Origin of the sequence: Agrobacterium sp. DE0009 (assembly GCF_007680755.1) — a bacterium.
Taxonomy (GTDB): domain Bacteria; phylum Pseudomonadota; class Alphaproteobacteria; order Rhizobiales; family Rhizobiaceae; genus Agrobacterium; species Agrobacterium tumefaciens_B.
On sequence record NZ_VEIU01000004.1, the window covers coordinates 200,123 to 225,550 of the forward strand.

The 25,428-nt window shown below is 59.1% G+C and carries 21 protein-coding genes; 13 read left to right on the forward strand and 8 right to left on the reverse strand.

Features of this window, described 5'->3' with window-relative positions:
- The first annotated feature begins 319 nt into the window (after positions 1-319).
- From minC to minE, 3 genes are read left to right on the forward strand one after another with little or no spacing between them, the layout of a single operon-like run.
- A complete protein-coding gene (minC, locus tag FS804_RS16445; protein ID WP_186376837.1) occupies positions 320-1,048 on the forward strand; it encodes a septum site-determining protein MinC in 729 nt (242 codons plus the stop codon).
- Positions 1,049-1,083: 35 nt separating this feature from the next.
- Positions 1,084-1,899, forward strand: coding sequence for a septum site-determining protein MinD (gene minD, locus FS804_RS16450; RefSeq protein ID WP_004438810.1), 816 nt, complete (start codon positions 1,084-1,086; stop codon positions 1,897-1,899).
- Complete coding sequence (minE, locus tag FS804_RS16455) at positions 1,896-2,156, forward strand: cell division topological specificity factor MinE (protein ID WP_063949988.1); 261 nt, start codon at positions 1,896-1,898, stop codon at positions 2,154-2,156. Before minD ends, minE begins: the two co-directional genes overlap by 4 nt.
- A 47-nt stretch (positions 2,157-2,203) precedes the next feature.
- Here minE and FS804_RS16460 read toward each other — a convergent pair whose 3' ends face one another.
- From FS804_RS16460 to FS804_RS16470, 3 genes are all read right to left on the reverse strand, one after another.
- Positions 2,204-3,106, reverse strand: a complete 903-nt coding sequence (locus tag FS804_RS16460) for an amino acid ABC transporter substrate-binding protein (protein WP_144577809.1) — start codon at positions 3,104-3,106, stop codon at positions 2,204-2,206.
- Between the two features lie 73 nt (positions 3,107-3,179).
- Complete coding sequence (locus tag FS804_RS16465) at positions 3,180-4,073, reverse strand: amino acid ABC transporter substrate-binding protein (protein WP_144577811.1); 894 nt, start codon at positions 4,071-4,073, stop codon at positions 3,180-3,182.
- 29 nt (positions 4,074-4,102) lie between these two features.
- On the reverse strand, positions 4,103-6,421 hold the full coding sequence (locus FS804_RS16470; RefSeq protein WP_144577813.1) for an EAL domain-containing protein: 2,319 nt from the start codon (positions 6,419-6,421) through the stop codon (positions 4,103-4,105).
- 342 nt (positions 6,422-6,763) lie between these two features.
- Here FS804_RS16470 and FS804_RS16475 point away from each other — a divergent pair, with 342 nt between their 5' ends.
- Positions 6,764-8,125, forward strand: a complete 1,362-nt coding sequence (locus FS804_RS16475; protein ID WP_144577815.1) for an amidase — start codon at positions 6,764-6,766, stop codon at positions 8,123-8,125.
- A gap of 42 nt (positions 8,126-8,167) precedes the next feature.
- Here the strand turns inward: FS804_RS16475 and FS804_RS16480 are convergent, their stop codons facing one another.
- From FS804_RS16480 to FS804_RS16490, 3 genes are read right to left on the reverse strand one after another with little or no spacing between them, the layout of a single operon-like run.
- Positions 8,168-8,809 (reverse strand): ThuA domain-containing protein, encoded by a 642-nt coding sequence (locus tag FS804_RS16480; protein ID WP_004438834.1) that lies wholly within the window; start codon positions 8,807-8,809, stop codon positions 8,168-8,170.
- Positions 8,810-8,826: 17 nt separating this feature from the next.
- Positions 8,827-9,927, reverse strand: a complete 1,101-nt coding sequence (locus tag FS804_RS16485; protein WP_144577817.1) for a Gfo/Idh/MocA family protein — start codon at positions 9,925-9,927, stop codon at positions 8,827-8,829.
- Between the two features lie 50 nt (positions 9,928-9,977).
- Positions 9,978-11,177 carry an ROK family transcriptional regulator gene (locus FS804_RS16490; protein WP_144577819.1) on the reverse strand — a complete coding sequence of 400 codons (1,200 nt, stop codon included), beginning with the start codon at positions 11,175-11,177 and terminating at the stop codon, positions 9,978-9,980.
- Between the two features lie 190 nt (positions 11,178-11,367).
- On the opposite strand from FS804_RS16490, the gene FS804_RS16495 reads away from it, so the two are divergent.
- The 6 genes from FS804_RS16495 to FS804_RS16520 all read left to right on the forward strand — a co-directional run bounded on the left by FS804_RS16495 (position 11,368) and on the right by FS804_RS16520 (position 18,015).
- Positions 11,368-12,669, forward strand: a complete 1,302-nt coding sequence (locus FS804_RS16495; RefSeq protein ID WP_144577821.1) for an extracellular solute-binding protein — start codon at positions 11,368-11,370, stop codon at positions 12,667-12,669.
- A gap of 71 nt (positions 12,670-12,740) precedes the next feature.
- Positions 12,741-13,679 carry a carbohydrate ABC transporter permease gene (locus FS804_RS16500; RefSeq protein ID WP_144577823.1) on the forward strand — a complete coding sequence of 313 codons (939 nt, stop codon included), beginning with the start codon at positions 12,741-12,743 and terminating at the stop codon, positions 13,677-13,679.
- Entirely contained in the window at positions 13,672-14,520 is an 849-nt protein-coding gene (locus FS804_RS16505; RefSeq protein ID WP_004438848.1) for a carbohydrate ABC transporter permease, read from the forward strand. The genes FS804_RS16500 and FS804_RS16505 overlap by 8 nt, the downstream gene beginning before the upstream one ends.
- A gap of 17 nt (positions 14,521-14,537) precedes the next feature.
- Positions 14,538-15,611: an ABC transporter ATP-binding protein gene (locus FS804_RS16510; protein WP_144577825.1), complete on the forward strand. Its 1,074-nt coding sequence runs from the start codon at positions 14,538-14,540 to the stop codon at positions 15,609-15,611.
- 142 nt (positions 15,612-15,753) lie between these two features.
- Positions 15,754-16,806, forward strand: a complete 1,053-nt coding sequence (locus tag FS804_RS16515; protein WP_063950163.1) for a sugar phosphate isomerase/epimerase — start codon at positions 15,754-15,756, stop codon at positions 16,804-16,806.
- A 21-nt stretch (positions 16,807-16,827) separates the two neighbouring features.
- Entirely contained in the window at positions 16,828-18,015 is a 1,188-nt protein-coding gene (locus FS804_RS16520; RefSeq protein ID WP_144577826.1) for a Gfo/Idh/MocA family protein, read from the forward strand.
- A gap of 80 nt (positions 18,016-18,095) precedes the next feature.
- On the opposite strand, the gene FS804_RS16525 is transcribed toward FS804_RS16520, so the two are convergent.
- Positions 18,096-19,382, reverse strand: coding sequence for a glycerate kinase (locus FS804_RS16525; protein WP_144577828.1), 1,287 nt, complete (start codon positions 19,380-19,382; stop codon positions 18,096-18,098).
- A 4-nt stretch (positions 19,383-19,386) separates the two neighbouring features.
- A complete protein-coding gene (locus FS804_RS16530) occupies positions 19,387-19,740 on the reverse strand; it encodes a DUF1304 domain-containing protein (protein ID WP_144577830.1) in 354 nt (117 codons plus the stop codon).
- A gap of 221 nt (positions 19,741-19,961) precedes the next feature.
- Between FS804_RS16530 and FS804_RS16535 the strand changes: the two genes are divergently transcribed.
- Genes FS804_RS16535 through FS804_RS16545 form a run of 3 tightly spaced genes read left to right on the forward strand, consistent with a single transcriptional unit; the run spans position 19,962 to position 25,427 of the window.
- Positions 19,962-20,726, forward strand: coding sequence for an ImuA family protein (locus FS804_RS16535; protein ID WP_144577832.1), 765 nt, complete (start codon positions 19,962-19,964; stop codon positions 20,724-20,726).
- Positions 20,641-22,158 carry a DNA polymerase Y family protein gene (locus FS804_RS16540; protein ID WP_186376838.1) on the forward strand — a complete coding sequence of 506 codons (1,518 nt, stop codon included), beginning with the start codon at positions 20,641-20,643 and terminating at the stop codon, positions 22,156-22,158. The genes FS804_RS16535 and FS804_RS16540 overlap by 86 nt, the downstream gene beginning before the upstream one ends.
- Positions 22,155-25,427, forward strand: coding sequence for an error-prone DNA polymerase (locus tag FS804_RS16545; RefSeq protein ID WP_144577834.1), 3,273 nt, complete (start codon positions 22,155-22,157; stop codon positions 25,425-25,427). Before FS804_RS16540 ends, FS804_RS16545 begins: the two co-directional genes overlap by 4 nt.
- Position 25,428 lies beyond the last annotated feature (1 nt).

Below are 25,428 nucleotides of genomic sequence, written 5' to 3' on the forward strand. Positions count from 1 at the left end.
GAATGGCTCAAAGGACGGTAGGCGGTATTGTACCGGAATCGGACAGCCATGATTCTATGGTGCGCGCTGCGGGCGGACCCTCGGTTCAAAACACGCTCGACATGACGGTACGTCAGCCTCCTGCAAGGATGAAAGGGCATCATAGGCGTTCGTGGGTATCAGAATGGTGTGCAATCAAAGGGATGACCAGGAATTCGAAAGTTCCTTGCGAAGGAATTCCCGGCGGAATTTTCTTAACGCTACCGCCCATTTAGGGTTCGCGTTAACCTTTTGTTAACCATATTCGAGGTACCTAATTGTCAACGATTTGTTTACCAAGATGACCAAAGTGCTAACAGACCAGCGTTCGATCCGTATCAAAGGCCGCTCTTTTCTCGCGGTCGTCCTTTCTCCCGAATCTCCGGTCGATCAGTGGCTTGAAAGGCTCGATGATCTGGCGGCGCGCTCGGCTGGCTTCTTCCTGTCGCGGCCGGTGGTCCTGGATGTGTCGGAGCTGGCGCTCGATAAGGCGGGGCTGAAAGAGCTGCTGGCGTCACTGCGCGATCGCAATGTCGGCATCATGGGTATCGAGGGCGTTCGCCCGTCGATGATCGAGCCTGGCATGCCGCCATCGCTAAAGGGCGGGAAGCCTGCCTCTGATGTCGAGGTTGAGCCGGTCGCGGCCGCTGCCGAACTGCCGGAAGAAAAGCCGCACACGTCCGGCGAGGTCAGGGCTGTCGTCCAGTCGCTGGTCATCAACGAGCCAGTTCGCTCCGGCCAGTCGATCATGTTTCCTGAGGGCGACGTCACTGTCATCGGTTCGGTCGCTTCGGGGGCGGAAATCATCGCCGGCGGTTCGGTGCATATTTACGGGGCGCTGCGCGGCCGCGCCATGGCCGGTTCACTTGGCAACACCTCGGCGCGCATCTTCTGCCGCAAGCTCGAAGCCGAGCTCCTGGCCATCGATGGGGTCTACAAGGTGGCCGAGGACATTGACGACAAGCTGCGCGGCCAGCCGGTTCAGCTCTGGCTGGAAAACGATACGATCAAGGCCGCGAAACTCGGCTGATAACACAGAAACGAACAGGAACAGGAGAGAGCCATATGGGGAAGGTAGTCGTTGTTACTTCCGGCAAGGGCGGGGTTGGTAAGACCACCTCGACCGCAGCGCTTGGCGCCGCATTGGCGCAAAACAAAGAGAAGGTCGTGGTCGTCGATTTTGACGTCGGTCTGCGTAACCTCGATCTGGTCATGGGTGCCGAACGCCGAGTGGTCTACGATCTCGTCAACGTGATCCAGGGCGATGCCAAGCTGACGCAGGCGCTGATCCGCGACAAGCGCCTCGAGACGCTGTTCCTCCTGCCCGCCTCGCAGACGCGCGACAAGGATAACTTGACGCCGGAAGGTGTGGAATGGGTCATCAACGAGCTGAAGAAGCATTTTGACTGGGTGATCTGCGACAGCCCTGCTGGCATCGAGCGCGGTGCAACGCTTGCCATGCGCCATGCGGACGTCGCTGTCGTTGTCACCAATCCGGAAGTCTCCTCCGTGCGTGACAGCGACCGTATCATTGGCCTGCTCGATTCCAAGACGCTCAAGGCCGAACGCGGCGAGCGCATGGAAAAGCACCTTCTCATCACCCGTTATGACTCGGCCCGTGCGGAGCGGGGCGATATGCTGAAGGTTGACGACGTTCTCGAAATCCTGTCGATCCCGTTGATCGGCATCATTCCCGAGAGCTCGGATGTCCTGCGTGCTTCCAACGTCGGCGCGCCTGTGACGCTTGCGGATGCCCGGTGTGCGCCGGCGATGGCCTATTTTGACGCTGCCCGCCGCCTCTCGGGTGAGGATATTCCGGTGGTCATTCCGGGCGAGAAGCGTGGCATCTTCTCCAAGATCTTCGCAAGGAGGGCCGCATGAGTCTCTTCAATCTTTTCCGCAAACAGAAGTCGGCACCACTCGCGCGTGAGCGTCTGCAAGTGCTGCTCGCCCACGAGCGCGCATCGTCAGGCTCTGATCTTGTGGCTATCCTGCGGGAGGAAATTCTCGCGGTCATTGCCAAGCACGTGCAGATCGATGGTGACCGCGTGCATGTGAAGATGGACCGCGACGAGCATTTCTCGATTCTCGAGATCGATGTCGAAATTCCGCTGGGTGCCGACCTGCGTGCCGCCTGACACGGATTCTGCGATGAAAGCCGCCCTTTATCGGGCGGCTTTCGTTTTTATTCTGCCGTCGTATCAACCGGTCTTCTAAACGCCTCCTTCAGGTCCCCGGGCAATGGGCGCTTGAGGTTGATCCCATCAGGTGCGATCGGCGCATTGAACCACTTGTCGTAGATCGTCTCGATTTCGCCGCTGGCATAGATTTGTCCCAGCGCCTCGTTGACGGCATCCCTGAAGCCGGTGTCGCCGTGGCGGAGCATCAGGCCATAGGGCTGAGGCGGGGCAAGATATTCGTCGGAGATGACGTAATCATCAGGCCTGCCGGTTTCAGCGACGAAGGATCGCAAAAGTATATCGTCCATTACGAAAGCCGAGGCGCGATTTTCCGTCACCATATCGAAACTGCCTTCCGTGCTGTCATTTTGAAGGACGGCGATGTTGAGGCCGAGCTTACGATTGAGGACGTTCAGCTGGCTGATATTGATGGTGCCTGTCGTCACTACCACCGTTCGCCCAGCGAGGTCAGCAACGGTTTTCAGACCGCTCGATTTCAGCGCCACGTAGCGCGTGCCGGTGATGAAATGACTGTATGAAAACCACACCGCCTTTCGTCTCTCCTCCGTATTCGTGCTCGCCACACATTCCATGTCCATCGTGCCGTCGTTCAGAAGCGTGATGCGATTGCTGGGGGTGCGCTTGACGAACTCCACCTTCAATTCCGGCAAACCCAGCCTTCTTTTGATGGAGTCAGCCACTCTGAGGCACAGCTCAATGCTGTAGCCGATCGGCTCCGTCCCCGTTCCCAGATAGGAAAAGGGCAGGTTGCGGTCGGCATAACCGAGCTTAATGGTGCCGGTTCTGGCGATCGTCTCAAGCGTCGGCGGCTGGGAATTGTCGCTGGCCGCGTGGGCGGGCAGAAGACTGAAGAAAAATAACAAAAGCCATAATGTCGATCTCAGCATCGCGCATCTCCAGCTAAAATAATCCGTCAAAATATTGTCGTTAAAATCATTGCGGCCAACCACTCCTGCGCTCTCAATCCCGGTATTCGCTTGGATGTTCATAGGCCCGCCTCAACGACGCGGCCATCGGCAGGTTCAGGTTCATGCCGTTCGGAGGAATGGGTTTCGCGAACCATTTCTCGTAGAGGTCGTGAATATCAGGCCCGGTGAAGATGTGCCTGAGGCTTTCATTGACTGCCGCCTTGAACGCCGGATCGTTGCGCCGGAAGACGAGACCGTATGGTTCAGGCGCGCTCAGCGTTTCCTCCGACAGCGCATAAAGGTCGGGTTTCTGCGATGTCGCTGCAAGTGCCGCGAGCAAAATGCCGTCCATTACAAATGCGGAGGCCTTTCCGGCGACGACCAGTTCAAAAGCCTCCTCGTTCGTTTTTGTCGGCATGACCGAGATATTGAGGTTCTTCGCCCGGTTCACCGCGTTCAGCTGCTCGATATTGACGGTGCCGGAGGCTGATGTGACAGACCGTCCTGCAAGATCGTCCAGGCTCTGCAGATTGTCCTCCTTGCGGGAGAGAAACTGTGTCGCGGTCATGAAATTGGGGTAGGAGAAATCGACCATCTTGCGGCGTTCGCTGTTATTGGTCGTCGCCGCACATTCGATATCGATCTGGCCGCTGCGAACGAGGATAAATCGGGTCGCCGGCGTCGCCTTGACGAACTCCAGCTCGATCTTGTCGAGCTTCAGCTTCGTTCTGATGTCCTCGCTAATGATCCGACAGAGATCAGTCGAGAAACCGGTGACCTCGCCGTCGGGCAGCAGGTACGAAAAGGGCGGCTCCGCCTCACGATACCCGATGCGGATTTTTGCTGTTTTTGCAATTCGCTGCAGGGTATCGATGTCGCCGGCGGCCTGGACGGGCGGGATGGGGATAAAGCATGTGAGTAAAAGGCAAAATACTGGCAGACGCATTTTATGTCCTTTGGCCTGTGGCCGGTTTCTCAAATCGCTTTCTGTGTTGGGCAAAAGGTATCCGTCGCCGCCGGACCAAAAACATCCGGTCCGCTTCTTACGATAGGAGGGGTGGTGCCTCGGTTTTTCAGAATGTGGGCAAGCGGGGCGGGCTCGGCGAAATAGTAGCCCTGCGCCTCGTCGCACCCGACGCGCCTCAGGACGTCGATCTGCTCACTGTTTTCGACGCCTTCGGCTGTGACCTTGAGACCGATCTGCTCCGCCATATCGATGACGGTGTTGACGATGGCTGAGCACATCGGATTGTCGGGCAGACCCGAGACGAATTCCCTGTCGATCTTGATCTTGTCGAAGGCCACATGGGTCAATGTGCTGAGCCCGGCATAACCGGTACCAAAGTCATCGAGTACCAGACGAACGCCTCTCTCTTTCAGCACATTCAGCACGCGCGTGCTGCTGTCGCGCTCCAGCATTGCGGTTTCAGTGACTTCGAGTTCAAGCCGCTCAGCCGGCAAGCCGGACGCCTCGAGTGCCTGATCGACGATAGGGACGATATCGTCGTTATAGAGCTGAACGGCCGATAGGTTGACGGCAAGCCTGACATCTTTCGGCCAGCTCATTGCATCCATGCAGGCCTGAGCGAGAACCCACTCGCCCAGCGGTTTGATGAAGTTGTTCTCCTCCGCAAGCGCAATGAACCGGTCGGGCGCAATAAGTCCGAGCTTGCCGTGGCGCCAACGGGCCAGTGCCTCGTAGGCGACGATGCGGCCACTCTCAAGATTGACCACGGGTTGATAGTGCAGCTCGAATTCCCTGTTTTCCAGCGCGGACTTCATGTCGATTTCCAGCGCATGCTTGTGCTGCGCTGCCATGTCCATGCCCGGCTCATAGAAGACGAAATAGCCGCAACCCATTGACTTCGCGCGATACAGACCGAGATCGGCATGTTGCAGAAGCTGCGTGGCGGATGTGCCGTGACCGGGGGCGCAGGCAATGCCGATGCTGGTATCGATGCTGATCGTGCTGCCTTCTAGGCTGAAACTACGCGAGACCGCGTGAACCACCCGGGCCGCGAGCATTGCGGCATCACTTTCGCAGTCGCCTTTCGGTGTCTGGATGATCGCAAATTCATCGCCGCCGAGACGGCTTACCAAGTCATTTTCACCAAGGACGGCGGAAATTCGTGACGCAACCGCGACGAGCAGGGCATCGCCGGCGGCGTGTCCAAGCGTGTCGTTGACGGCCTTGAAGCGGTCGAGGTCGAGCAGCATGACGTTGAACGGCTGGCCAGAGGCCGAAAGATGGTCAAGACGGTTTTCCAGCGTCTTCATCAATAGCACGCGATTTGGCAGGCCGGTCAGCGCATCGTGATGAGCCATGTGCTCCAATTGCTGCGCCATGTCACGTATCTGCCGCAGGCGTCCGCGTTCCAGAACCGCCTCACGCAGGGTCTCGACGGCGCGTGCCATATCGCCGATCTCATCCCGGCGTCTCTGAAAAGGCGTAACGACATCAGTTTCCTCACGGGCAATTCTCAGCGTCGCCTGCACCAGCGCCGGGACTGGCTTCAGGAAATGCCGTGCGATAACGGTCACAACGATGCCGGTGACGGTCAGCACCACGATGAGCGCGGCAAGAGAGTTGTAGATCAACTTGCGCTGCGCGCCGTAAAGAGCATCTGAAGCACCAATGCTGACGGCGACGGCGCCGATCGGCTTTTTCGTTTCCGTGCTGATGATTGGCAGCAGGCCGATATAATGACTCGAGTCGCCAATGGTCGCAAAGCCGGTGGAAAATCGTGCCGCAACCGCGTCACGGGAAAAGATCGGGTCGGTCGCAAGCGGCTTTTCGTCGTCATCGGTGGCGTTATCAAAGGCTGCTGCGATCTGCCTGAAACCGGAATCGTCTTCGTCGTAACGGAACAGCCACACGGCATTTTTGGTTTGCGCTCCGATGAGCGCCAGAACGTCGCTGGGGTTGAAACCGGTAACGAGAATGGAGTCATCATCACCGATCGGTTTGTCGGTCAAAATGCCATTGACCTGTCCGTCCGCGTCGGCGGTCACGCTGACATAGGTATAGATGCTGCGGAGCGTTGCGCTGGCGATCTGTGAGTTGACGCGGGCTTGATTGAGCCATTGCTCGCTGGCGGCGGCCACGAACATGTACCAGCCGACGAGTGCGCCGATGCTGTAGGAAAAGATCACGCCGCCCAGAAAAATCAGGATAATCTTGCTGGCAAGCGAACGCCGCCGCGAAAACCGGCCTGTTTCCGGCTGTGTCGGTGAGCGAAGCGTGCGGCCCGATTCAACCTGTCTATCCGTCCCGCGATAGGCAGTCTCTTCCATTCGCGATAGTCCCCCGCGATGTCGCGTTATAATTGTTATTTGGAATTTTATAGGGCATGCGTTTCATCGATGTCTGCTAAATAATTCAACAAAGTTTAGAGGCGATTAAGAATTAATCCGTCTTTTTATAGTCGTCGCTTATATATAAATCGCGTGACGCATACTGCAGGTTGAAGAAATCGTGGCTCTGTAGCGCGGTGAAACACGAAGTCGACCAAGCTCCCAGTGCGTCCGGCTTCCTTCGGATCAGAGGTTTGAAGCTTTGATATCGCGCCGATTGAACTTGCCAAGCGGACGATAAACGGCATCTTGTGCGCAACATGCCGCGTCAGGGAAAACATCATGGCTCACACTAGAAAAAACATCGCGCAGCTTTCGGTTTTGATCCAGAGCGGTCAGCTCGATCCACGCGAGTTGGCGGAGGATACACTGAGTGCGATCCGCAATGACGAAGATCAGTCGATTTTCGTCGCATTGACGGCAGAGAGGGCCATGGCGGAAGCAGAAGCCGCCTCAAGACGCATCCGTGAGGGGCGTTCCTGCGGCGTGCTCGATGGTATTCCAGTGGCATGGAAGGACCTTTTTGATCTTGAAAACGTGGCGACGACAGCGGGATCGACGGTTCTTGCAGATGATGCGCCTGCGACCCGCGACGCGGATGTGGTTGCCGCGCTGAAACAGGCGGGCATGGTCTGCATTGGCCGCACCAATATGAGCGAGTTTGCTTTTTCCGGTCTCGGTATTAACCCGCATTATGGCACCCCGCGTAATCCAGCCTCGAGCGATGGTCACCGACTGCCGGGCGGTTCCTCTTCCGGTGCGGGCGTGAGCATTGCTGCTGGCCTGGTGCCTGTGGCAATAGGCACCGATACTGGCGGATCGGTCCGTATCCCCGCTGCTTTCAACGGCGTTGTCGGCTACAAGGCGAGCCGCGGCCGTTATTCGATGCGGGGCGTCTATCCCTTGGCGAAAAGCCTCGATTCGCTCGGCCCGCTGGCGCACACCGTGCAGGACGCCGTCTGGGTCGATGCCGCGATGCGCGGCAAGGTCGCGGCTGATGTCCAGCGCGCGCCTCTTGCCGGCCTTTCGCTGGTGATGCCTGAAACGGTGTTTTTCGATGGTATCGAGGATGGGGTCGCCGCGGCCTTCGAAGAGGCGGTAGACCGTCTTGTTCGCGCTGGTGCTATCGTGCGGCGGCAGTCATTCCCGGTCTTTTCAGAGCTGTTCGACCTGATCAAGGAAAAGGGGGCGCTGGTGACGGCGGAAGCTTTTGCTTTGCATAAGACACGGCTGGAAAGCGCAGATGCCGCGCGCATGGATCCCCGGGTGGTTGCTCGAACACGCCTGGGTGGCAATATGTCCATGCCTGACTACATCGCCATCATCGAGGCGCGCCAGCATATGACCGCGGCTTTTGCCGGTATGATCGGCAGGCACGAACTGCTCGTTTCTCCGACGCTGCCGCATGTCGCCGCCAAGGTGGAACCGCTTCTCGGTGATGACGACGCCTTTTTCGCCATGAATGCAAAAACGCTGCGTAACACGCAGATCGGCAATTTCTTCGACCTCTGCGGTGTCTCGATCCCCTGCGGAACCGGTGAGGCGGGCATGCCGGTTGGGTTGCTGCTTTCCGCCCTGCACGGGATGGATGAACATGTTCTCAGCGTGGCGATGGCGGCCGAAGAGATTATTCGCGGCCGATGAAAGGAAAAGGCGGCCTTGTTTGGCCGCCTCTCCACCTATGCCTCAGCGAGCCGCCCAGTTGGCACCGCGGCGGAACATGGTTTTCATTTGCGGGACGGAGAACTCCTTGGCCTGGTGGCCGAGTGCCGAATAGAAAACCCGGCCCTTGCCGTATTTGCGTTTCCAGACCACCGGCATCACAACTCCGTCGATCCACCAGGCGTGGTCACCGGTGAACGTCGTCGTCGCCAGCACCTCGTTGGAGGGGTCGACATGCATGTAATATTGCTCCGACGTATACGGAAAATCGGAAATGCCTTCCATCAAGGGGTCGTCGGGGCGGGTGATGTTGACCGTGTAGTCGATGATATTGCCGGGATGGGCGACCCATTGGCCGCCAATCATGAACTGGTATTCCACGCATTCACGGAAACTGTCACCCGCACCGCCATGGAAACCGGCAATGCCGACGCCGTTTTCGACCGCAGCCGTCAGGTTCTTGATCTCTTCCTTTTCGATCTTCGACATGGTGACGATAGGCACGACGAGGCTTAGGTCATGCACCGAAGGATCTGCAAAAGCCTCCGTTGAGTGCTCCACATAGACCTTGAAGCCGTCCTCTTCGAGGATGTCCTTGACGATGGTCGCGCATTCCTGCGGTTCGTGGCCGCTCCAGCCGCCCCAGACGATGAGTGCTTCGCGCATTTATTTCCTCCTCGGGATTATTTGCCAAGCTGGCCGTCGACCAGCGATGTTTCGAGCGGGGCAGGGCGCTCCGCCTTGGTGGTGATGGAAACGGTGGTGCCGCTGTCCGATGCGGTCTGGAAGGCTTCCATGACTTCCAGCACATGCAGCGCGAGATCGCCATTGGCGCGGTGCGGTCGGTTTTCGCGGATCGCATGGGCCATGTCCGCCACACCGATGGACCGGTAATTGCCGTCGGCATAGGGAGATGATAGCGCTTGCGTCTCGAACTGGCCGCCCTTTTTCAGCAATTGCACCTCGCCGCCGAAATGGTTGGGGTCAGGCACGATCAGCGTGCCCTCGGTGCCGTAGAGTTCCAGCGGTACATGCTTGTGACCCGCCACATCGAAGCTCATGCCCACCTGCACCACGGCACCGTTCTCGAAGGCGAGAACCCCTGAGACATGAGTGGCAACATGAACGGGGATTTTCTCACCATTCTTTGGCTCGCTGGTGATGAGACGCTCATTGCGCGGCGCTATGGCAAAACCTGCCACCTTGGCCACCGGGCCGAACAGATTGACGAGATCGGTGATGTAATAGGGGCCCATATCGAGCATCGGACCGCCGCCGACCTCGTAATAAAAGGCGGGATTGGGGTGCCAGCGCTCATGACCGGGGCACATGAAGGTTGCCGTTCCGCCCACCGGCTGACCCAAAACGCCCTCATCGATCAGGCGACGCGCCGTCTGGTGGCCGCCGCCAAGGAAGGTGTCCGGGGCAGAGCCGATGCGCAGGCCCTTGGCCTTTGCCGCATCCGCGAGGCGTTTGCCTTCCGCGAAATTGATGCCAAGCGGCTTTTCGGAATAAGCATGTTTGCCGGCGTCCAGCGCCCGCAGACCGACTTCGACATGCGCCTTGGGGATCGTCAGATTGACGATGATCTCCACTGACGGATCGGAGAGAAGTGCGTCGATGCTTTTCGCCTGGAGGCCAAATTCGTCCGCCCGCGCTCTTGCGGCCTCCTCGTTCATATCCGCAAGACCGCGAATGTCGAGAATGGGAAACGACGCCATGGCCTTGAGATAGGCGCTGGAGATGTTGCCGCAGCCGATGATGCCGATACCGACCTTGTTCATATAATCCTCCCGTAAATCAGAAATGCCTGCGCCCGTGCTCACCCTGCGGGTTAGAGCGCTGGCCCGGTTGTGTTCCATGGCGATTCGTAAAGTTCGTAAAGCGCAACGGCCGCAGCCCCCTGCGCCCACAATTCGTCGCTGGCAACATCGAAAACCAGCTCCGCCACACCGGCCAGAGATGGCGGCACGGCAGCGTTGTAGCTGTTGCGAATGCTGGTGATGAAAGGTTCGCCAAGCTCCAGACTGGAGCCGGTGATGATGACCCGTGGCGGCGCAAACAGCGTGACGATATTGGCTAGTGTCAGGCCGAGGGCGGCACCGGCGCGCAAGGCGGCCGTGATGAGATCGTGGTCTTCCGCCGCAATCAGTGCATGGGCATGCTGCATGCCGCGGCCGAGCCGAATCGCCTCGGCGAAACGTCCGTCGGCCGGGCGGGAGCCCAGAATTGCGTTTTCGCCCGCCTGGCTTGCCAGCCGCACCGTGCCCTCATTGGCAAGGCCGATGACGAGGTCACCGAGATTGTGGCTGAGGCCGCCCGCGCCGCGAAAGAGCTGGTTTTGATGCAGCACGCCGAGCCCGAGGGTTTGTTCCAGTGAAATCAACACCATGTCTTCGAGATCACGCGCATGGCCGAACCAGTGGTGCGCCAGCGTGATGGCATGGGCATCGCTTTCGATAATGGTCGGCGAATTCAGCCTTGCCGTCATTTCCTCGGCGAAATTGACGTTCACTTCCCGGAGAATAGGGCTGCTGCGGATCTTGCCGGTGCGATGCTCGATGACGCCGGGCAGCCCGAGGCAGACCATGTCCACATCCTCAAGCGAGAAGCCCGCGTCAACCACGCATCGGCGAACGCCGTCCTCGACAAGATCGGCGATAACGCCGATTGGCTGGCGATCGACACGAATTGGCAAAGCGAGAGTAGAAAGGACATTTCCGCAGAAATCGGTAACAACGAACACCATGCGGTTGGCGGCAATCTTTGCCCCCACGACGCGGGCAGCATCCGGGTTCAGTTCCAGCATTACGCGCGGTCTTCCGCGCCCACCTTCCGTCCTGATGTCGCCGAGGTGGCGGGTCAGAATGAGGCCGTCATCCAGCAGCGAGGCGGTGATGGCGGAAACCGTCGTGGTGGAGAGCTGGGTGCGTTCGCTGATCTCTACTCGGGAGATGGGTCCGTGCCGGCGGATACTGTCGAGCACGCTCAGCCTGTTGATCGCGCGCATCAATTCTGGGTCTGCGGTCTTCATGGGGTCCTGCTGCGATCAATGTCGTCTCCCGATTTATATCGGAATACGGATTAAATAACGGCGCGGGGGAGGGGTGTGTCAAGCGCTAAGCGCAAAAAATCGGCATCGTGCCTTGACAATGAGCGAACCCTGATATGAATTAATCCGCATCGGGGAATAAATGAGGATATCCCCAGGGAGGATCACCATCATGACGATTTGGCACGCAGGCGCAAGCCTGAGCGGCAGGCTCGTAAGCTTTGCCACAACGACAAGTATTGCTCTCATGCTCGGTGCAGCGAGCGCTTCGGCCGCGACGGTCGTAAAATGGATGCACGTAGAACTGGATCCCAAATCCGTGGCCGTCTGGGAGGAGATCGCCAAGGAGTATGAGGCCAAGCACCCCGATGTCGATGTTCAGTTGCAGTTCCTCGAAAACGAGGCTTTCAAGGCAAAATTGCCGACGCTGCTGCAATCCAACGACGTGCCTGATTTCTTCTACAGCTGGGGTGGCGGGGTTCTCGAAGAGCAGTCCAAGACCGGCGCATTGAAGGACTTGACGGAGGTTTTCGATGCCGATGGCGGCAAGCTGCGTCAGGCCTATAACGCTTCCGCAATCGATGGCCTTTCTTTTGATGGCAAGGTCTGGGCCGTACCCTACCGCGTGAGCCTCGTCAGCTTCTTTTATAACAAGGAACTGTTCGCCAAGGCCGGTGTGAAGGCTGAGGACATCAAGACCTGGGCTGATTTCAGCGCCACGGTCAAGAAGATCAAGGATGCGGGCATCGTGCCGATCGCCGGCGGCGGTGGTGAGAAATGGCCGATCCATTTCTACTGGAGCTATCTCGTGATGCGCAATGGCGGCCAGGCCGTGTTTGACGCAGCCCGCAAGGGTGAAGGCGAAGGCTTCATGGACCCGACGATCATCAAGGCCGGTGAGCAACTGGCCGAATTCGGCAAGCTCGAACCGTTCCAGCCCGGCTATCTCGGCGCGACCTGGCCGCAGGCTCTCGGAGTCTTTGGCGATGGCAAGGCAGCCATCATTCTCGGCTTTGACAATACCGAAGCGAACCAGCGCAAGAATGCTGGCGACGGCAAGGGGCTGGCCCCTGAAAATATCGGCCGCTTCGCTTTCCCGGTTGTCGAGGGCGGCGCAGGCAAGGCCACCGACACTCTGGGCGGCCTGAACGGCTGGGCGCTTACCAAAAACGCGTCCAAGGAAGCGATTGATTTCGCCACCTTCCTGACCAGCAAGGAAAGCGAGGAGAAAATGGCGACCGCCGGCATGATCCTGCCGGTTGCGACGGGCGCTGCCGGCGCGGTGAAAAACCCGCTACTCGCGGACTCCGCCAAGCAGCTTGCCGCCTCCACCTGGCACCAGAACTTCTTCGACCAGACGCTCGGCGCTGCCGTCGGTCGTGTCGTCAACGATATCTCGGTCGAAATCGTTTCCGGCCAGATGACCGCAGAGGAAGGCGCCCAGCAGATTCAGGACGCATTCGAACTGCGCTGATCTGACGATTTCCATGGTGGCGTCGCTGAATATGCGGCGCCGCTTATCTGCCTCCATGAAAGCGGATAAAGATGACGGATACTACCATGACTTCTGCGTCCATACCGGCGCGCGGTGCGACGAAGGCTAAGCGCAAGCAAAGTTCGGTCGCGCATGACCGGGCGTTGACCCTTCTGGTCTTCCTGCCGCCCGCACTTCTGCTCTTTACCCTCTTCGTCATTCTGCCCATGGGCGAGGCGGCTTGGTACAGCCTTTACCGCTGGAACGGTTACGGCACACCGACCGATTTCGTCGGCTTGAAGAATTTCCAGGTCCTGTTCGGCAATGCCGCATTCTCGCAGGCCCTGATCAATAACGGCCTCATCATCCTCATTTCGATCCTGATCCAGATCCCGCTGGCCATCTGGCTCGCCATGATGCTGGCGCATCGCATCCCCGGCGTCGTCGCCTTCCGGCTGGTTTTCTTCCTGCCCTATGTTCTGGCGGATGTTGCTGCGGGTCTGATCTGGCGTTTCGTTTATGATGGCGATTATGGTCTCTTTGCCGCCATCTCCAATTTCTTCGGGTTCGCCAATCCCTACGTGCTGGCAGACAAGGATGTGGCGATTTACGCCGTGCTCGGCGTCATCGTCTGGAAGTATTTCGGTTTCCACATGATGCTGTTCATCGCCGGCCTTCAATCGGTCGACAAGAACGTGCTGGAAGCGGCCGAAATCGACGGCGCGTCCGGCTGGCAGAAATTCCGTTACGTCACGCTGCCGATGCTCGGCTCCACGGTGCGCCTTTCCGTCTTCTTTGCGGTTATCGGCTCGCTGCAGTTGTTCGACATGATTATGCCGCTGACGGGCGGTGGTCCGTCCAACTCGACACAGACCATGGTCACCTTCCTCTACACCTACGGCGTCATGCGCATGCAGGTTGGGCTTGGCAGTGCGGTCGGCGTCGTTCTCTTCGTCATCTGCGTGACGCTCGCCTTCGGTTATAAAAGGATTTTCATGCGCCATGACTGACACATCCACTTCCGTCCGCATGCCGCTGCAAACCAAGCTTTATCTTTATATCTCGCTGAGCCTGATTGCAGCCATCGTCCTCATCCCGCTTCTGACGACTGCCCTTGGCGGCTTCAAGACGCTGGGAGACCTGCGCGTCAATCCGTTCGGCATTCCGGCCGAGTGGCAATGGGCCAATTACGGCGATATTCTCTTCGGTAAACGTTACTGGCTGCAAATCTTCAATTCGCTCGTCATCGCACTGCTGACGGTATTCCTGACGCTGACCGTTTCGGCTATGGCGGCCTTCACCTTCGCGCACGTGAAGTTTTTCGGCTCGTCCTTCCTGCTCAACTATTTCTTGCTGGGCCTGATGTTTCCGGCGGCCACCGCCATCCTGCCGCTTTTCATCCGCATTCGCGATCTTGGCCTGCTCGATACCTATTGGGGCGTGGTGCTGCCGCAGGTGGCCTTTGGCCTCGGCATGAGCATTCTGTTGTTCCGCAATTATTTCCGTAACCTGCCGGATGAGTTGTTTCAGGCGGCTTTTGTGGATGGTTGCGGCTACCTGCGCTTTTTCTGGCACATTTCCGTGCCGCTTTCGCGGCCGATCGTGGCGACCGTTGGCATTGTCTCTTTCGTCGGCAGCTGGAACAGCTACATCCTGCCACTGATCATGCTGAATTCGGAATCGAAATATCCCTGGCCGCTCGGCATCATGGTCTATCGCGGTGAGTTCGGCACGGAATGGCAGCTGGTGCTCGCTTTCATCACGCTGACGATCCTGCCGACCGTCATCGTCTTCTTCCTCGCACAGAAACACATCATCGCGGGCCTGACGGCCGGTGCCGTCAAATCGTGACTTGAAAGGAGCAAAACATGGCTTCCGTCGAACTTAGGGATATCCGCAAGTCCTATGCCGCGCTCGATGTCATTCACGGCATATCGCTCGATATTGCCGATGGGGAGTTCATCGCGCTGGTCGGGCCTTCTGGCTGCGGCAAGTCCACGCTTTTGCGCATGATCGCGGGGCTGGAGGAAATCACCGATGGCGATATTCTCATCGGTGACAAGGTGGTGAACGGCATGACCCCGCGTGAACGCAACATCGCCATGGTGTTCCAGTCCTATGCGCTTTATCCGCATATGACGGTGGCCGAAAACATGGGCTTCAATTTGAAGCTCGCCGACCAGCCGAAAAACGTCATCGAGGAGCGCGTGGCGGAAGCCGCCCGCATGCTCGATCTCGGCAAGCTTCTCGACCGCAAGCCCTCGCAGCTTTCCGGCGGCCAGCGCCAGCGTGTCGCCATGGGCCGCGCTGTCGTGCGCAACCCCGCCGTCTTCCTGTTCGATGAGCCGCTCTCCAACCTCGACGCCAAGCTGCGCGTGCAGATGCGCAGCGAAATCAAGGCGCTGCACCAGAAGGTCGGCACCACCTCCATCTATGTCACCCATGATCAGATCGAGGCGATGACGCTGGCTGACCGGGTGGTGGTGCTCAATCACGGCCGGGTCGAGCAGCAGGGCACGCCGCTTGAGCTCTATAAGACACCGGCCAATCTCTTCGTCGCCGCCTTCATCGGTTCACCCGCCATGAACCTCATCGAAGGCGTGGTCGATGGCGAGGGTGACCAGCCCGCTGCCCGGCTAAAGGATGGAACCGCAATCCGCATTGGCGCCTCGCGCAAGGTCAAGCGCGGCCAGCCGGTGACGATCGGGCTTCGTCCTGAACATATCGGCTCGGCGATCGGCGGAGACATCTCGCTCACCGGCAGAACGGTGCTGGTGGAGCCGACGGGAGCGCAGACCCATGTGGTCTTCGAGCTGGCAGGGGATCAAGTGACGGCGGTGGTTGATGGCGAGCAACTGGTGAAGGTCAACACGCCCTTTGCCGCAAGCGTTCATCATGAGCGCGTGCATGTATTCGACAGAGCAAGTGGGTTGGCGCTTTAAGAGGTTCCCGTCTTTTGAATGAAATACGGAAATTTTCTTGCCTCCCGCTTTTGGGGCTTGTTTGAAAATCACGAGCGGTTAGCTTGGCGCTGGAGAAAGAGCGGGTTACCGCGCAACTGTATCGATGCAGGAGGAGATTTTTATGAGAACGATCAAGGGACCGGGTCTTTTTCTCGGTCAGTTTGCCGGTGATGCAGCGCCCTTCAACAGCTGGGACGGCATTACCAAATGGGCAGCGGAAAAAGGCTATGCCGGTGTGCAGGTGCCAAGCTGGGCAGGCCAGCTGATCGATCTCAAAAAAGCGGCGGAATCAAAAGATTATTGCGACGAGTTTGCCGGTATCGCGCGCCAGAACGGCGTGGAGGTCACGGAGCTTTCCACCCACTTGCAAGGGCAACTCGTCGCCGTTCACCCCGCTTACGATGAGGCATTTGACGGTTTTGCCGCGCCGGAAGTGCGCGGTAATCCGAAAGCGCGCCAGCAATGGGCGGTCGAGCAGGTGAAGCTGGCGCTGAAAGCGTCGAAGAATCTCGGCATCAAGGCGCATGCAACATTCTCCGGCGCACTCGCCTGGCCTTTCATCTATCCTTGGCCGCAGCGCCCGGCAGGTCTGGTGGAAACCGCCTTTGACGAACTGGCAAAACGCTGGACGCCGATCCTCGATTATGCCGATGAGCAGGGTGTGGATGTCTGCTATGAAATCCACCCGGGTGAAGATCTGCATGATGGCATAACCTTCGAGATGTTCCTGGAGCGGGTGAAGAACCATCCCCGCGCCAACATGCTCTACGATCCCTCGCATTATGTGCTGCAATGCCTGGATTATCTCGACAATATCGATATCTACAAAGATCGTATCAAGATGTTCCACGTCAAGGATGCGGAGTTCAACCCAACCGGACGGCAGGGCGTCTACGGCGGTTATCAGGGCTGGGTGGAGCGCGCCGGCCGCTTCCGTTCGCTAGGCGATGGGCAGGTGGATTTTGGTGCGGTTTTCTCGAAAATGGCTGCCAATGACTTCGACGGCTGGGCTGTGGTTGAGTGGGAATGCGCACTGAAACATCCTGAAGACGGCGCCCGCGAAGGGGCGGAATTCGTCAAGGCGCATATCATCCGCGTCACGGAAAAGGCCTTTGACGACTTCGCATCCAGCGGCACCGACGATGCGGCAAACCGCCGTATGCTTGGGCTTTGAAAGCATTGCAGGGGAAACATTATGGCTATTGAAGGAAAGACAACCGACGCGGCGAACAAGCGGATTCGTCTCGGCATGGTGGGCGGTGGTTCGGGCGCCTTTATCGGCGGCGTTCATCGCATGGCTGCCCGGCTCGACAATCGCTTCGATCTCGTGGCCGGGGCCCTGTCATCGACGCCGGAAAAATCCCTCGCTTCCGGCCGCGAACTGGGGCTCGACCCCGAGCGTTGCTACGGTTCGTTCGAGGAAATGGCCGAAAAGGAAGCGCTGCGAGAGGATGGCATCGAGGCGGTGGCTATCGTCACCCCGAACCACGTCCACTACCCGGCGGCAAAGGCCTTTCTCGAGCGCGGCATCCATGTGATCTGCGACAAGCCGCTGACCTCCAATCTGGAAGACGCGAAGAAGCTGAAGGACGTGGCCGACAAGGCGGACGCCCTGTTTATCCTGACGCATAACTATACCGGCTACCCCATGGTGCGGCATGCGCGCGAGCTGGTGGAGTCAGGTGCCCTTGGCAATATCCGTCTGGTACAGATGGAATATCCGCAGGACTGGCTGGCGGAGCCCATTGAGCAGACGGGTGCCAAACAGGCGGTCTGGCGCACCGACCCGGCACAATCGGGTGCAGGCGGTTCCACAGGCGATATCGGCACCCACGCCTATAATCTCGGCTGCTTCATTTCCGGTCTGGAAGTCGACGAACTGGCAGCCGATGTACACACCTTCGTTGAAGGCCGCCGACTGGACGACAACGCGCATGTGATGCTGCGCTTCAAGGCGAAGGACGGCAAGCAGGCGGCGAAGGGGCTGCTCTGGTGCAGCCAGGTTGCGGTCGGTCACGAAAACGGGCTGAAAGTTCGTGTGTATGGTGACAAGGCCGGCCTTGAATGGACGCAGGCCGACCCGAACTATCTCTGGTTCACGAAGCTTGGCGAGCCCAAGCAGTTGATCACCCGCGGCGGTGCAGGCGCAGGGGCTGCGGCGGCGCGCGTCACCCGCATTCCATCGGGCCACCCGGAAGGTTATCTCGAAGCCTTCGCCACCATCTATACTGAAGCGGCCCATGCCATCGAGGCACGCCGCGACGGATCGGCGCTGGACAAGGCGGTGATTTATCCGACCGTGGATGACGGGGTCAAAGGCGTCGCTTTCGTCACGGCCTGCATCGAGTCCGGCAAGAACAATGGCGGCTGGGTAAAGCTCTAATAATGAAGACCTTTTGCGGCCTGTTGCCTATCGGAACAGGCCGCATCAAAAACGCCGTCACACGGTGGTTGCTATCAAGCCTACGCGATCAAGATCGCCCTGATATCATTCACATTGGTGAGCGTTGGACCCGTTACGACGAGATCATCGGTCGCCTTGAAGGCTGTATAGCTGTCATGGCTCACCAGCGACTGGCGCGGATCGACCCCCGCCTCGCGCATGCGCTTTAAGGTATCCGGTGTAATCACGGCCCCCGCAGCATCTTCGACGCCATCGATGCCATCGCTATCGCCAGCAATAGCCCAGATGCCATGGGCTCCCTTGAGGGTCAGCGCAAGGCTCAGAAGGAATTCCGTGTTGCGGCCGCCTTTACCGGCCGGCCCTTTGCCGCCAACTCCCCTGTTCAGCGTGACTGTGGTTTCGCCACCGGAAAGCAGGACGGCCGGGCCTTTGATCGGCAGGCCCTTGCGGCTGGCGGAAACCGCAATACCGGCCATGACCGCACCGACATCTTTCGACTCGCCTTCCAGCGAATCCCCGAGGATAAGAGGCATTAGCCCTAGCATCACTGCCTCGTCCGCTGCCGCCTGCAGGGCGAGCGAGGGAGCCGCGATGAGCCGGATATCCTCGTCGATATCGCCGGCCTTCGGGGTTTCCTCACCTTTTTCCAGCACCTGACGCACGGTTTCGGGGAGATCGAGGGCATAGCGCGTGACGATTTCCCGCACGGTTTCGATATCGCTCGGATCGGCAACCGTCGGACCGGAGGCGATTTCCGAGGGGTCATCACCAGGCACATCGGAAATCAGCAGTGAAACAACCTTTGCCGGTCTGGCAGCGAGTGCCAGCCGCCCGCCCTTGATACGCGAGAGGTGCTTGCGCACGGCGTTCATTTCGGAAATCGTAGCGCCGCTGGCGAGTAACGCGCGGTTAACCGCCATCTTGTCTGCAAGCGTCATTCCCTCGGCGGGTGCGACCATCAGCGCCGAACCGCCGCCGGAAATCAATGCGATGACCATGTCGTCTGCAGTCAACCCTTTGACGGCGGCGAGAATGCGTTTTGCCGCTTCGGCGCTCCTGTCGTCCGGCACCGGATGCGAGGCTTCGATGATCTCGATACGCGCAGTCGGCACGGCATGGCCGTAACGTGTCACCACCACGCCTGAAAGGTCGACATCTGGCCATGCCGCTTCAAGCGCTGCGGCCATGGCGGCGGAGGCCTTGCCCGCGCCAACCACCACGCAACGGCCTTTGGGCGGGGAGGGCAGGTGGTGTTGCAACACCTTTGCCGGATCGGCGCTGGCGACGGCGGCCATGAAGATGCGGTTGAGTGCGTCCCTTGCGGAGGTGTCGTTCCAGGCGGTCATCGGTTCATGCTCCAAGCCAGAGGAAGCCAAGGGCAAACAATGCCGGCAATGCCTGGATGAACAGGATCTTCATATTGGCAGTGATCGCGCCAAAAATACCGGCCACCAGCACACAGATCAGGAAGAAGAGCTTGAAGCTCAACCCTTCATCGCCCTGTGTGAGCCCATAGATCAGCCCGGCTGCGAGAAAGCCGTTATAAAGTCCCTGATTGGCGGCAAGCACCTTTGTCTGCCGGGCGAAATCTGCCGAGAGACCGAAGGCTTTTCGGCCGGCTGGCTTCTCCCACAGCAGCATTTCCAGAATGACGATGTAGATATGGATGGCCGCAACCACGGCAATCAAGATGCTGGCGATCATCGGTGGTTCCTCCAAACCATGATGTCCGTTGCCGTTGTCGGGGTAAACACGGGGCGAGCGGACACTTCCGTTTTAACGGTGGGACGAAGGGCTGCAAGGGCAGAATCCCGTCCCCCCATGTAAACTGTTGATGAGCGTCAGCCTATTGCTTGACTCTTTGCTGAAATAGGAACAAAACAAGAACAATAAGATGAATAACCCAAGTTGAAACCTGTCATGCCATGCAAAAGCGCGCGGATCAGTTGCTCGTTGTCGAAGAGCTGCGTGAAAGGCTGGAAAGGATCGGTAACGGCGCTCAGCGCCTGCACGAGACCTTGCCTTTCGGTGTGGATGCCATCGACCATCACCTGCCGGGAGGCGGGCTCAAGCTTGGTTGCCTGCATGAGCTGAGCGGCGCTGGCAACGGCGCTGCCGATGGTGCGGCCGCCGCGCTCTTTGCGGCTGGTGTGGCGGCAAGGCTTTCCGGCAAGGTTTTATGGTGCGTCACCCGTCGGGATCTGTTCATGCCGGGTCTGACGCAGGCGGGCCTGTCGCAGAACCGGCTCATCATCGTTGAATGTCGTGATGAAAAAGGCGTGCTCGACTGTTTCGAAGAAGGGCTGCGCTGCAACGGTTTCGGCGTGGTGATGGGTGAAATGGCGAAACTGCCGATGAATGCTTCCCGGCGACTGCAACTGGCGGCGGAAACATCAGGCGTGACCGGCCTTGCCATCCGTCGTTTCCGGCGTGCGGACGATGCCAAGCTGTTTGGTGAACCGACAGCGGCCGTCACCCGCTGGCGTATCTCCGTGCGGCCTTCAGCGCCCTTGCCGGTGCCGGGTGTGGGTAGGCCGCGCTGGTTGCTGGAACTCTTGCGATGTCGCGGCGGCGAAAGCGCCGAATTTGAAGTGGAAGCCTGTGATGCAAAGGGTCGTCTCGCTCTACCTGCCGACATGGCCGACGGATCGTTTCCGGCGTCTTTTGGGACAGAACGCGCCGCCGGCTGAAAAGCCGCTGGTCATGATCGGTCGCCAGGGCAGCCGCCGGCTGGTGCTTGCGCTCGACAAGGCCGCAAAGGCGGCAGGCATCCGGGCAGGCACACCGGTCAGCAAGGCGCAGGCGCTGGTGCCGGGTCTTCTTGTGGAAGATCTGGATGCGGCGGGAGATGCCCGTGCGCTTCAACAGCTCGCATTTCATTTCCTGCGCATTTATGCCCCTATCGTCGCCGCCGATGCGCCTGATGGGCTGGTGCTGGACACGGCGGGTGCGGACCATCTGCACGGCAATGAGACGCTGATGTTGAGCGGCATGGTCAACCGTCTGCATGCCGCAGGCTTTGCCGCCCGCGCGGCCATTGCCGATAGCTGGGGGGCCGCTCATGCGCTTGCACGTTTCAACCGAGAGGAAATCAGCATCGTGCCGCCAGACGGGCAGCGGGCGGCGATCAGTGCTCTGCCATTGACCGCGCTGCGGCTGGAAGACCGTGTCGTTTCCGGGTTGAAGGTGCTCGGCTTTCGCACCATCGGCGATCTTGCCGAAGCCCCGCGCGCACCGCTCACCCTGCGTTTCGGCCCGGAGGTCGTCCGTCGTCTGTCGCAGGCTTTCGGGGAGATCGGCGAACCTATCGAACCGGTTCGTGTGGCCGATCTGGTGGAAGTACGCCGCGCCTTTCCCGAACCGATCGCGGCGGCGGAGACGATAGCCCGCTATACCCAGAAGCTGGTTACCGGCCTTTGTGTCGCGCTGGAAAAACGTGGCCTTGGCGCGCGCCGGATCGATCTGGTGTTGCACAGGGTCGATAGCGGTCTGCAGGCCATAAGAGCGGGCACATCAAGACCGGTGCGCGACGTCAAACAGCTGGTTCGGCTTCTGACCGACCGCATCGACACGATCGATCCCGGTTTCGGCATCGAGATGATGGTGCTGACCGCTACCCATGCGGAACCGCTTCTCGCCGCCCAGGCCCGCTCTTCCTTGCTGGACGAGGAGCGTGCCGACATCGCTGGCACTGTGGATGTGATCCTCAACCGCGGCCATCGCGTTTATCGCTATGCAGCGGTGGCAAGCGATGTGCCGGAACGGTCCGTTACTTCAGTTGCGGCCCTATCCCCCGAGGACCAGCTTGGCTGGCCCGGTCATTGGCCACGTCCCGTGCGGCTGCTGGCAAGGCCTGAACCCGTCGAAACCATGGCGCTTCTGCCAGACCATCCGCCGCGCTATTTCATCTGGAAGGGCGTGCGCCATCTCGTGCGGCGCGCCGATGGACCCGAGCGGGTGTTTGGGGAATGGTGGAAACGTGACCGCGAAAAGGCTGCCGTGCGCGATTATTTCACGGTCGAAAACCAGAGCGGCGAACGCTTCTGGATTTTCCGCTCCGGTGACGGCGAGCATGCCGAGACGGGTTCGCAGGGCTGGTTTATTCATGGGTTTTTCGCATGAGTGCGCCGCGTTATGCCGAGTTGCAGGTCACCACGCATTTTTCCTTTCTGCGTGGCGCAAGCTCCTGCGACGAGCTTTTCGAACAGGCAAAAACCCTCGGCATCGAGGCGCTGGGCATTGTTGATCGAAACAGCCTTGCCGCTATTCCCCGTGCCTATGAGGCCGCCAATAATCACAATATCCGGCTCGTGATCGGCTGCCGGCTCGATCTGGACGACGATCTTTCGGTGCTCGTCTATCCCATGGATCGTGCGGCCTATGGGCGGCTCTGCCGGCTTCTTTCCGTGGGCAAGAAAAGGGGCGGCAAGGGCAAATGCCGACTGGCATGGGATGATCTGGTCACCTATGGCGAAGGCCAGATCGTCGTTCTGTTGGCCGATCTGGCCGACGATCTCTGCGCTCTTCGTTTGCGGCGACTGAAGGCCGCCTTTGCCGACCGGGCCTATATGGCGCTCAGTCTTCGAAGACGTCCCAACGACCAGATGCGGCTTTTCGAGTTGTCTGATATGGCGCAGGCCGCTGGCGTGCCGACTGTGGTGACCAATGATGTGCTGTTCCATGTGCCCGAGCGGCGTATGTTGCAGGACGTCGTCACCTGTATCCGGCACAATTGCACCATCGACGAGGCGGGTTTCCGGCGTGAGCGCCATGCCGACCGCTACATGAAGCCGCCGCAGGAAATGCACCGGCTGTTTGCCCGTTACCCCGAGGCGCTGGCTCGCAGCCTCGAAATTGCCAAACGCTGCAAGTTCTCGCTGGAGGAGTTGGTCTATCAATATCCCGAGGAGCGCAGTCTGCCGGGGCTGACGGCGCAGCAGGCGCTGGAGAAGATGGTCTGGGAAGCGGTGCCGACCCGTTACCCGGATGGTTTGCCGGAGAAGGTGGAGAAGGCGCTGTGTCATGAGCTCGGTCTTATCGGCAGGCTGGAATACGCCCCCTATTTTCTGACGGTCAACGCCATCGTGCAGCATGCCCGCAAACTGGATATTTTATGTCAGGGACGAGGATCCGCAGCCAATTCCGTCGTCTGTTTCGTGCTCGGGATTACATCGATTGATCCTTTGAAAGTCGATCTTCTTTTTGAGCGTTTCGTGTCCGAAGAGCGCCGGGAACCCCCTGATATCGACGTGGATTTCGAGCATCAGCGGCGTGAGGAAGTCATCCAGTGGGTCTATGATACCTATGGGCGGGATAAGGCAGCACTCTGTTCAGTCGTGACACGCTACCGTGGCCGAGGGGCGTTGCGGGATGTCGGCAAGGTTCTGGGCCTGCCCGAAGACCTGACGAAACTGCTTTCATCGCAGGTTTGGCGCTGGAGCGAGGGCGTTGGCGAAAAGCAGGTGAAAGAGTTGAACCTCAATATGGAGGACCGCCGCCTGCAACTCGCCTTCGAGCTTGCCAACCAACTCGTCGGCACGCCGCGACATCATAGCCAGCATCCCGGCGGCTTCGTTCTCACGCACGATAGGCTCGATGAATTGGTGCCGATTGAACCTGCCGCCATCGATGATCGACAGATCATCGAGTGGGACAAGGACGATATCGATATCGTCAAATTCATGAAGATGGATTGCCTGGCGCTCGGCATGCTTTCCTGCATGAAGCGCGGCTTCAACATGCTGGAGGATCGGACAGGCAAGAAATACGACCTCACGTCAATGCCAGCCAAGGACCCCGCGACCTTCGCAATGATCCAGAAGGCCGATACGCTTGGCACCTTTCAGATTGAAAGCCGGGCGCAGATGTCCATGCTGCCTCGCCTAAAGCCGGAAGAATTTTATGATCTCGTTATCCAGGTGGCTATCGTTCGTCCCGGTCCCATTCAGGGCGATATGGTTCATCCCTATCTCCGTCGAAGACAGGGAAAGGAGCCGGTCCATTACCCCAAGGAGGAATTGCGACGCGTTCTGGGCAACACGCTTGGCGTACCGCTGTTTCAGGAGCAGGCGATGCGTGTTGCTATCGAATGCGCCGGTTTTTCGCCGGGCAAGGCGGACCAGTTGCGCCGTGCCATGGCGACTTTCAAGAATGTCGGCACCATCTCCAAGTTCCAGCAGGATTTGATCGATGGCATGGTCGGACGCGGCTATGACAAGGACTTCGCCGAACGCATCTTCAAACAGCTCGAAGGGTTCGGCAGTTATGGTTTCCCGGAAAGCCACGCGGCGTCCTTCGCGCTGATTGCCTATGCCTCCGCATGGCTGAAGTGCCATCATCCGGATATTTTCTGTGCCTCGCTTTTGAATTCGCAGCCCATGGGCTTTTACGCCCCGGCGCAGATCGTGCGCGATGCGCGCGATCATGGGGTGGAGGTTCGCCCGGTCTGTGTCAATGAAAGCCGGTTTGACTGCACACTTGAGCCGACAGGCGAGATAAATGCGGAGGGCAAAGAACGTTATGCCGTGCGGCTTGGCATGCGTCTTGTGAAGGGTCTGGCCAATGATCACGCCGCAAAAATCGTCGCGGCGCGGCAGGATCGGCCTTTTGCCTCCGTGGATGATCTGTGGCGACGGGCAGGTGTTCCGGTCGCTGCCCTCGTGTGCCTTGCCGAAGCCGATGGCTTTTTGCCGTCGCTTCGCCTTGCCAGACGCGAAGCACTCTGGGCCATCAAGGCCTTGCGGGATGAGCCTCTGCCGCTTTTTGCCGCTGCCGCCATTAGGGAAAACGCCGTTATCGAAGAGCTTCAGGAGCCTTCCGTGGCGCTTCGCGCCATGACTGATGGCGGCGAGGTCGTGCAGGATTATGGCCATGTGGGGCTGACCCTTCGGGAGCATCCCATGACATTCCTGCGTCGTGATCTTTCGAGCCGTCGCATCGTCACCTGCGCTGAAGCCTATCGATCAAGGGATGGCGCGTGGCTGGAAACAGCGGGCCTGGTGCTGGTGCGCCAGCGTCCCGGTTCGGCAAAGGGCGTGATCTTTATGACGCTGGAGGACGAGACGGGCATTGCCAATGCGGTGCTATGGGTGAAAACCTTCGAAAAGTACCGCCGCGTGGTGTTAACAGGCAGCATGGTCGGCATTTACGGCAAGATTCAGCGCGAAGGCGAGGTTGTGCATCTGGTCGCCCACCGGCTGACCGATCTTTCGGGAGAACTGGCGAGCGTCGGGGAGCGAAATCATGCTTTTCCGCTGCCCCATGGGCGTGGCGACGAGTTTCATCGCGGCATATCCCATCTGGACAGGCGCGATCTCAAAAAGCGTCCTTCGCCGGATCTGGAGGAATATGAAAGAGAGGAAATCCGGGTGAAATCCCGCGATTTTCATTGAG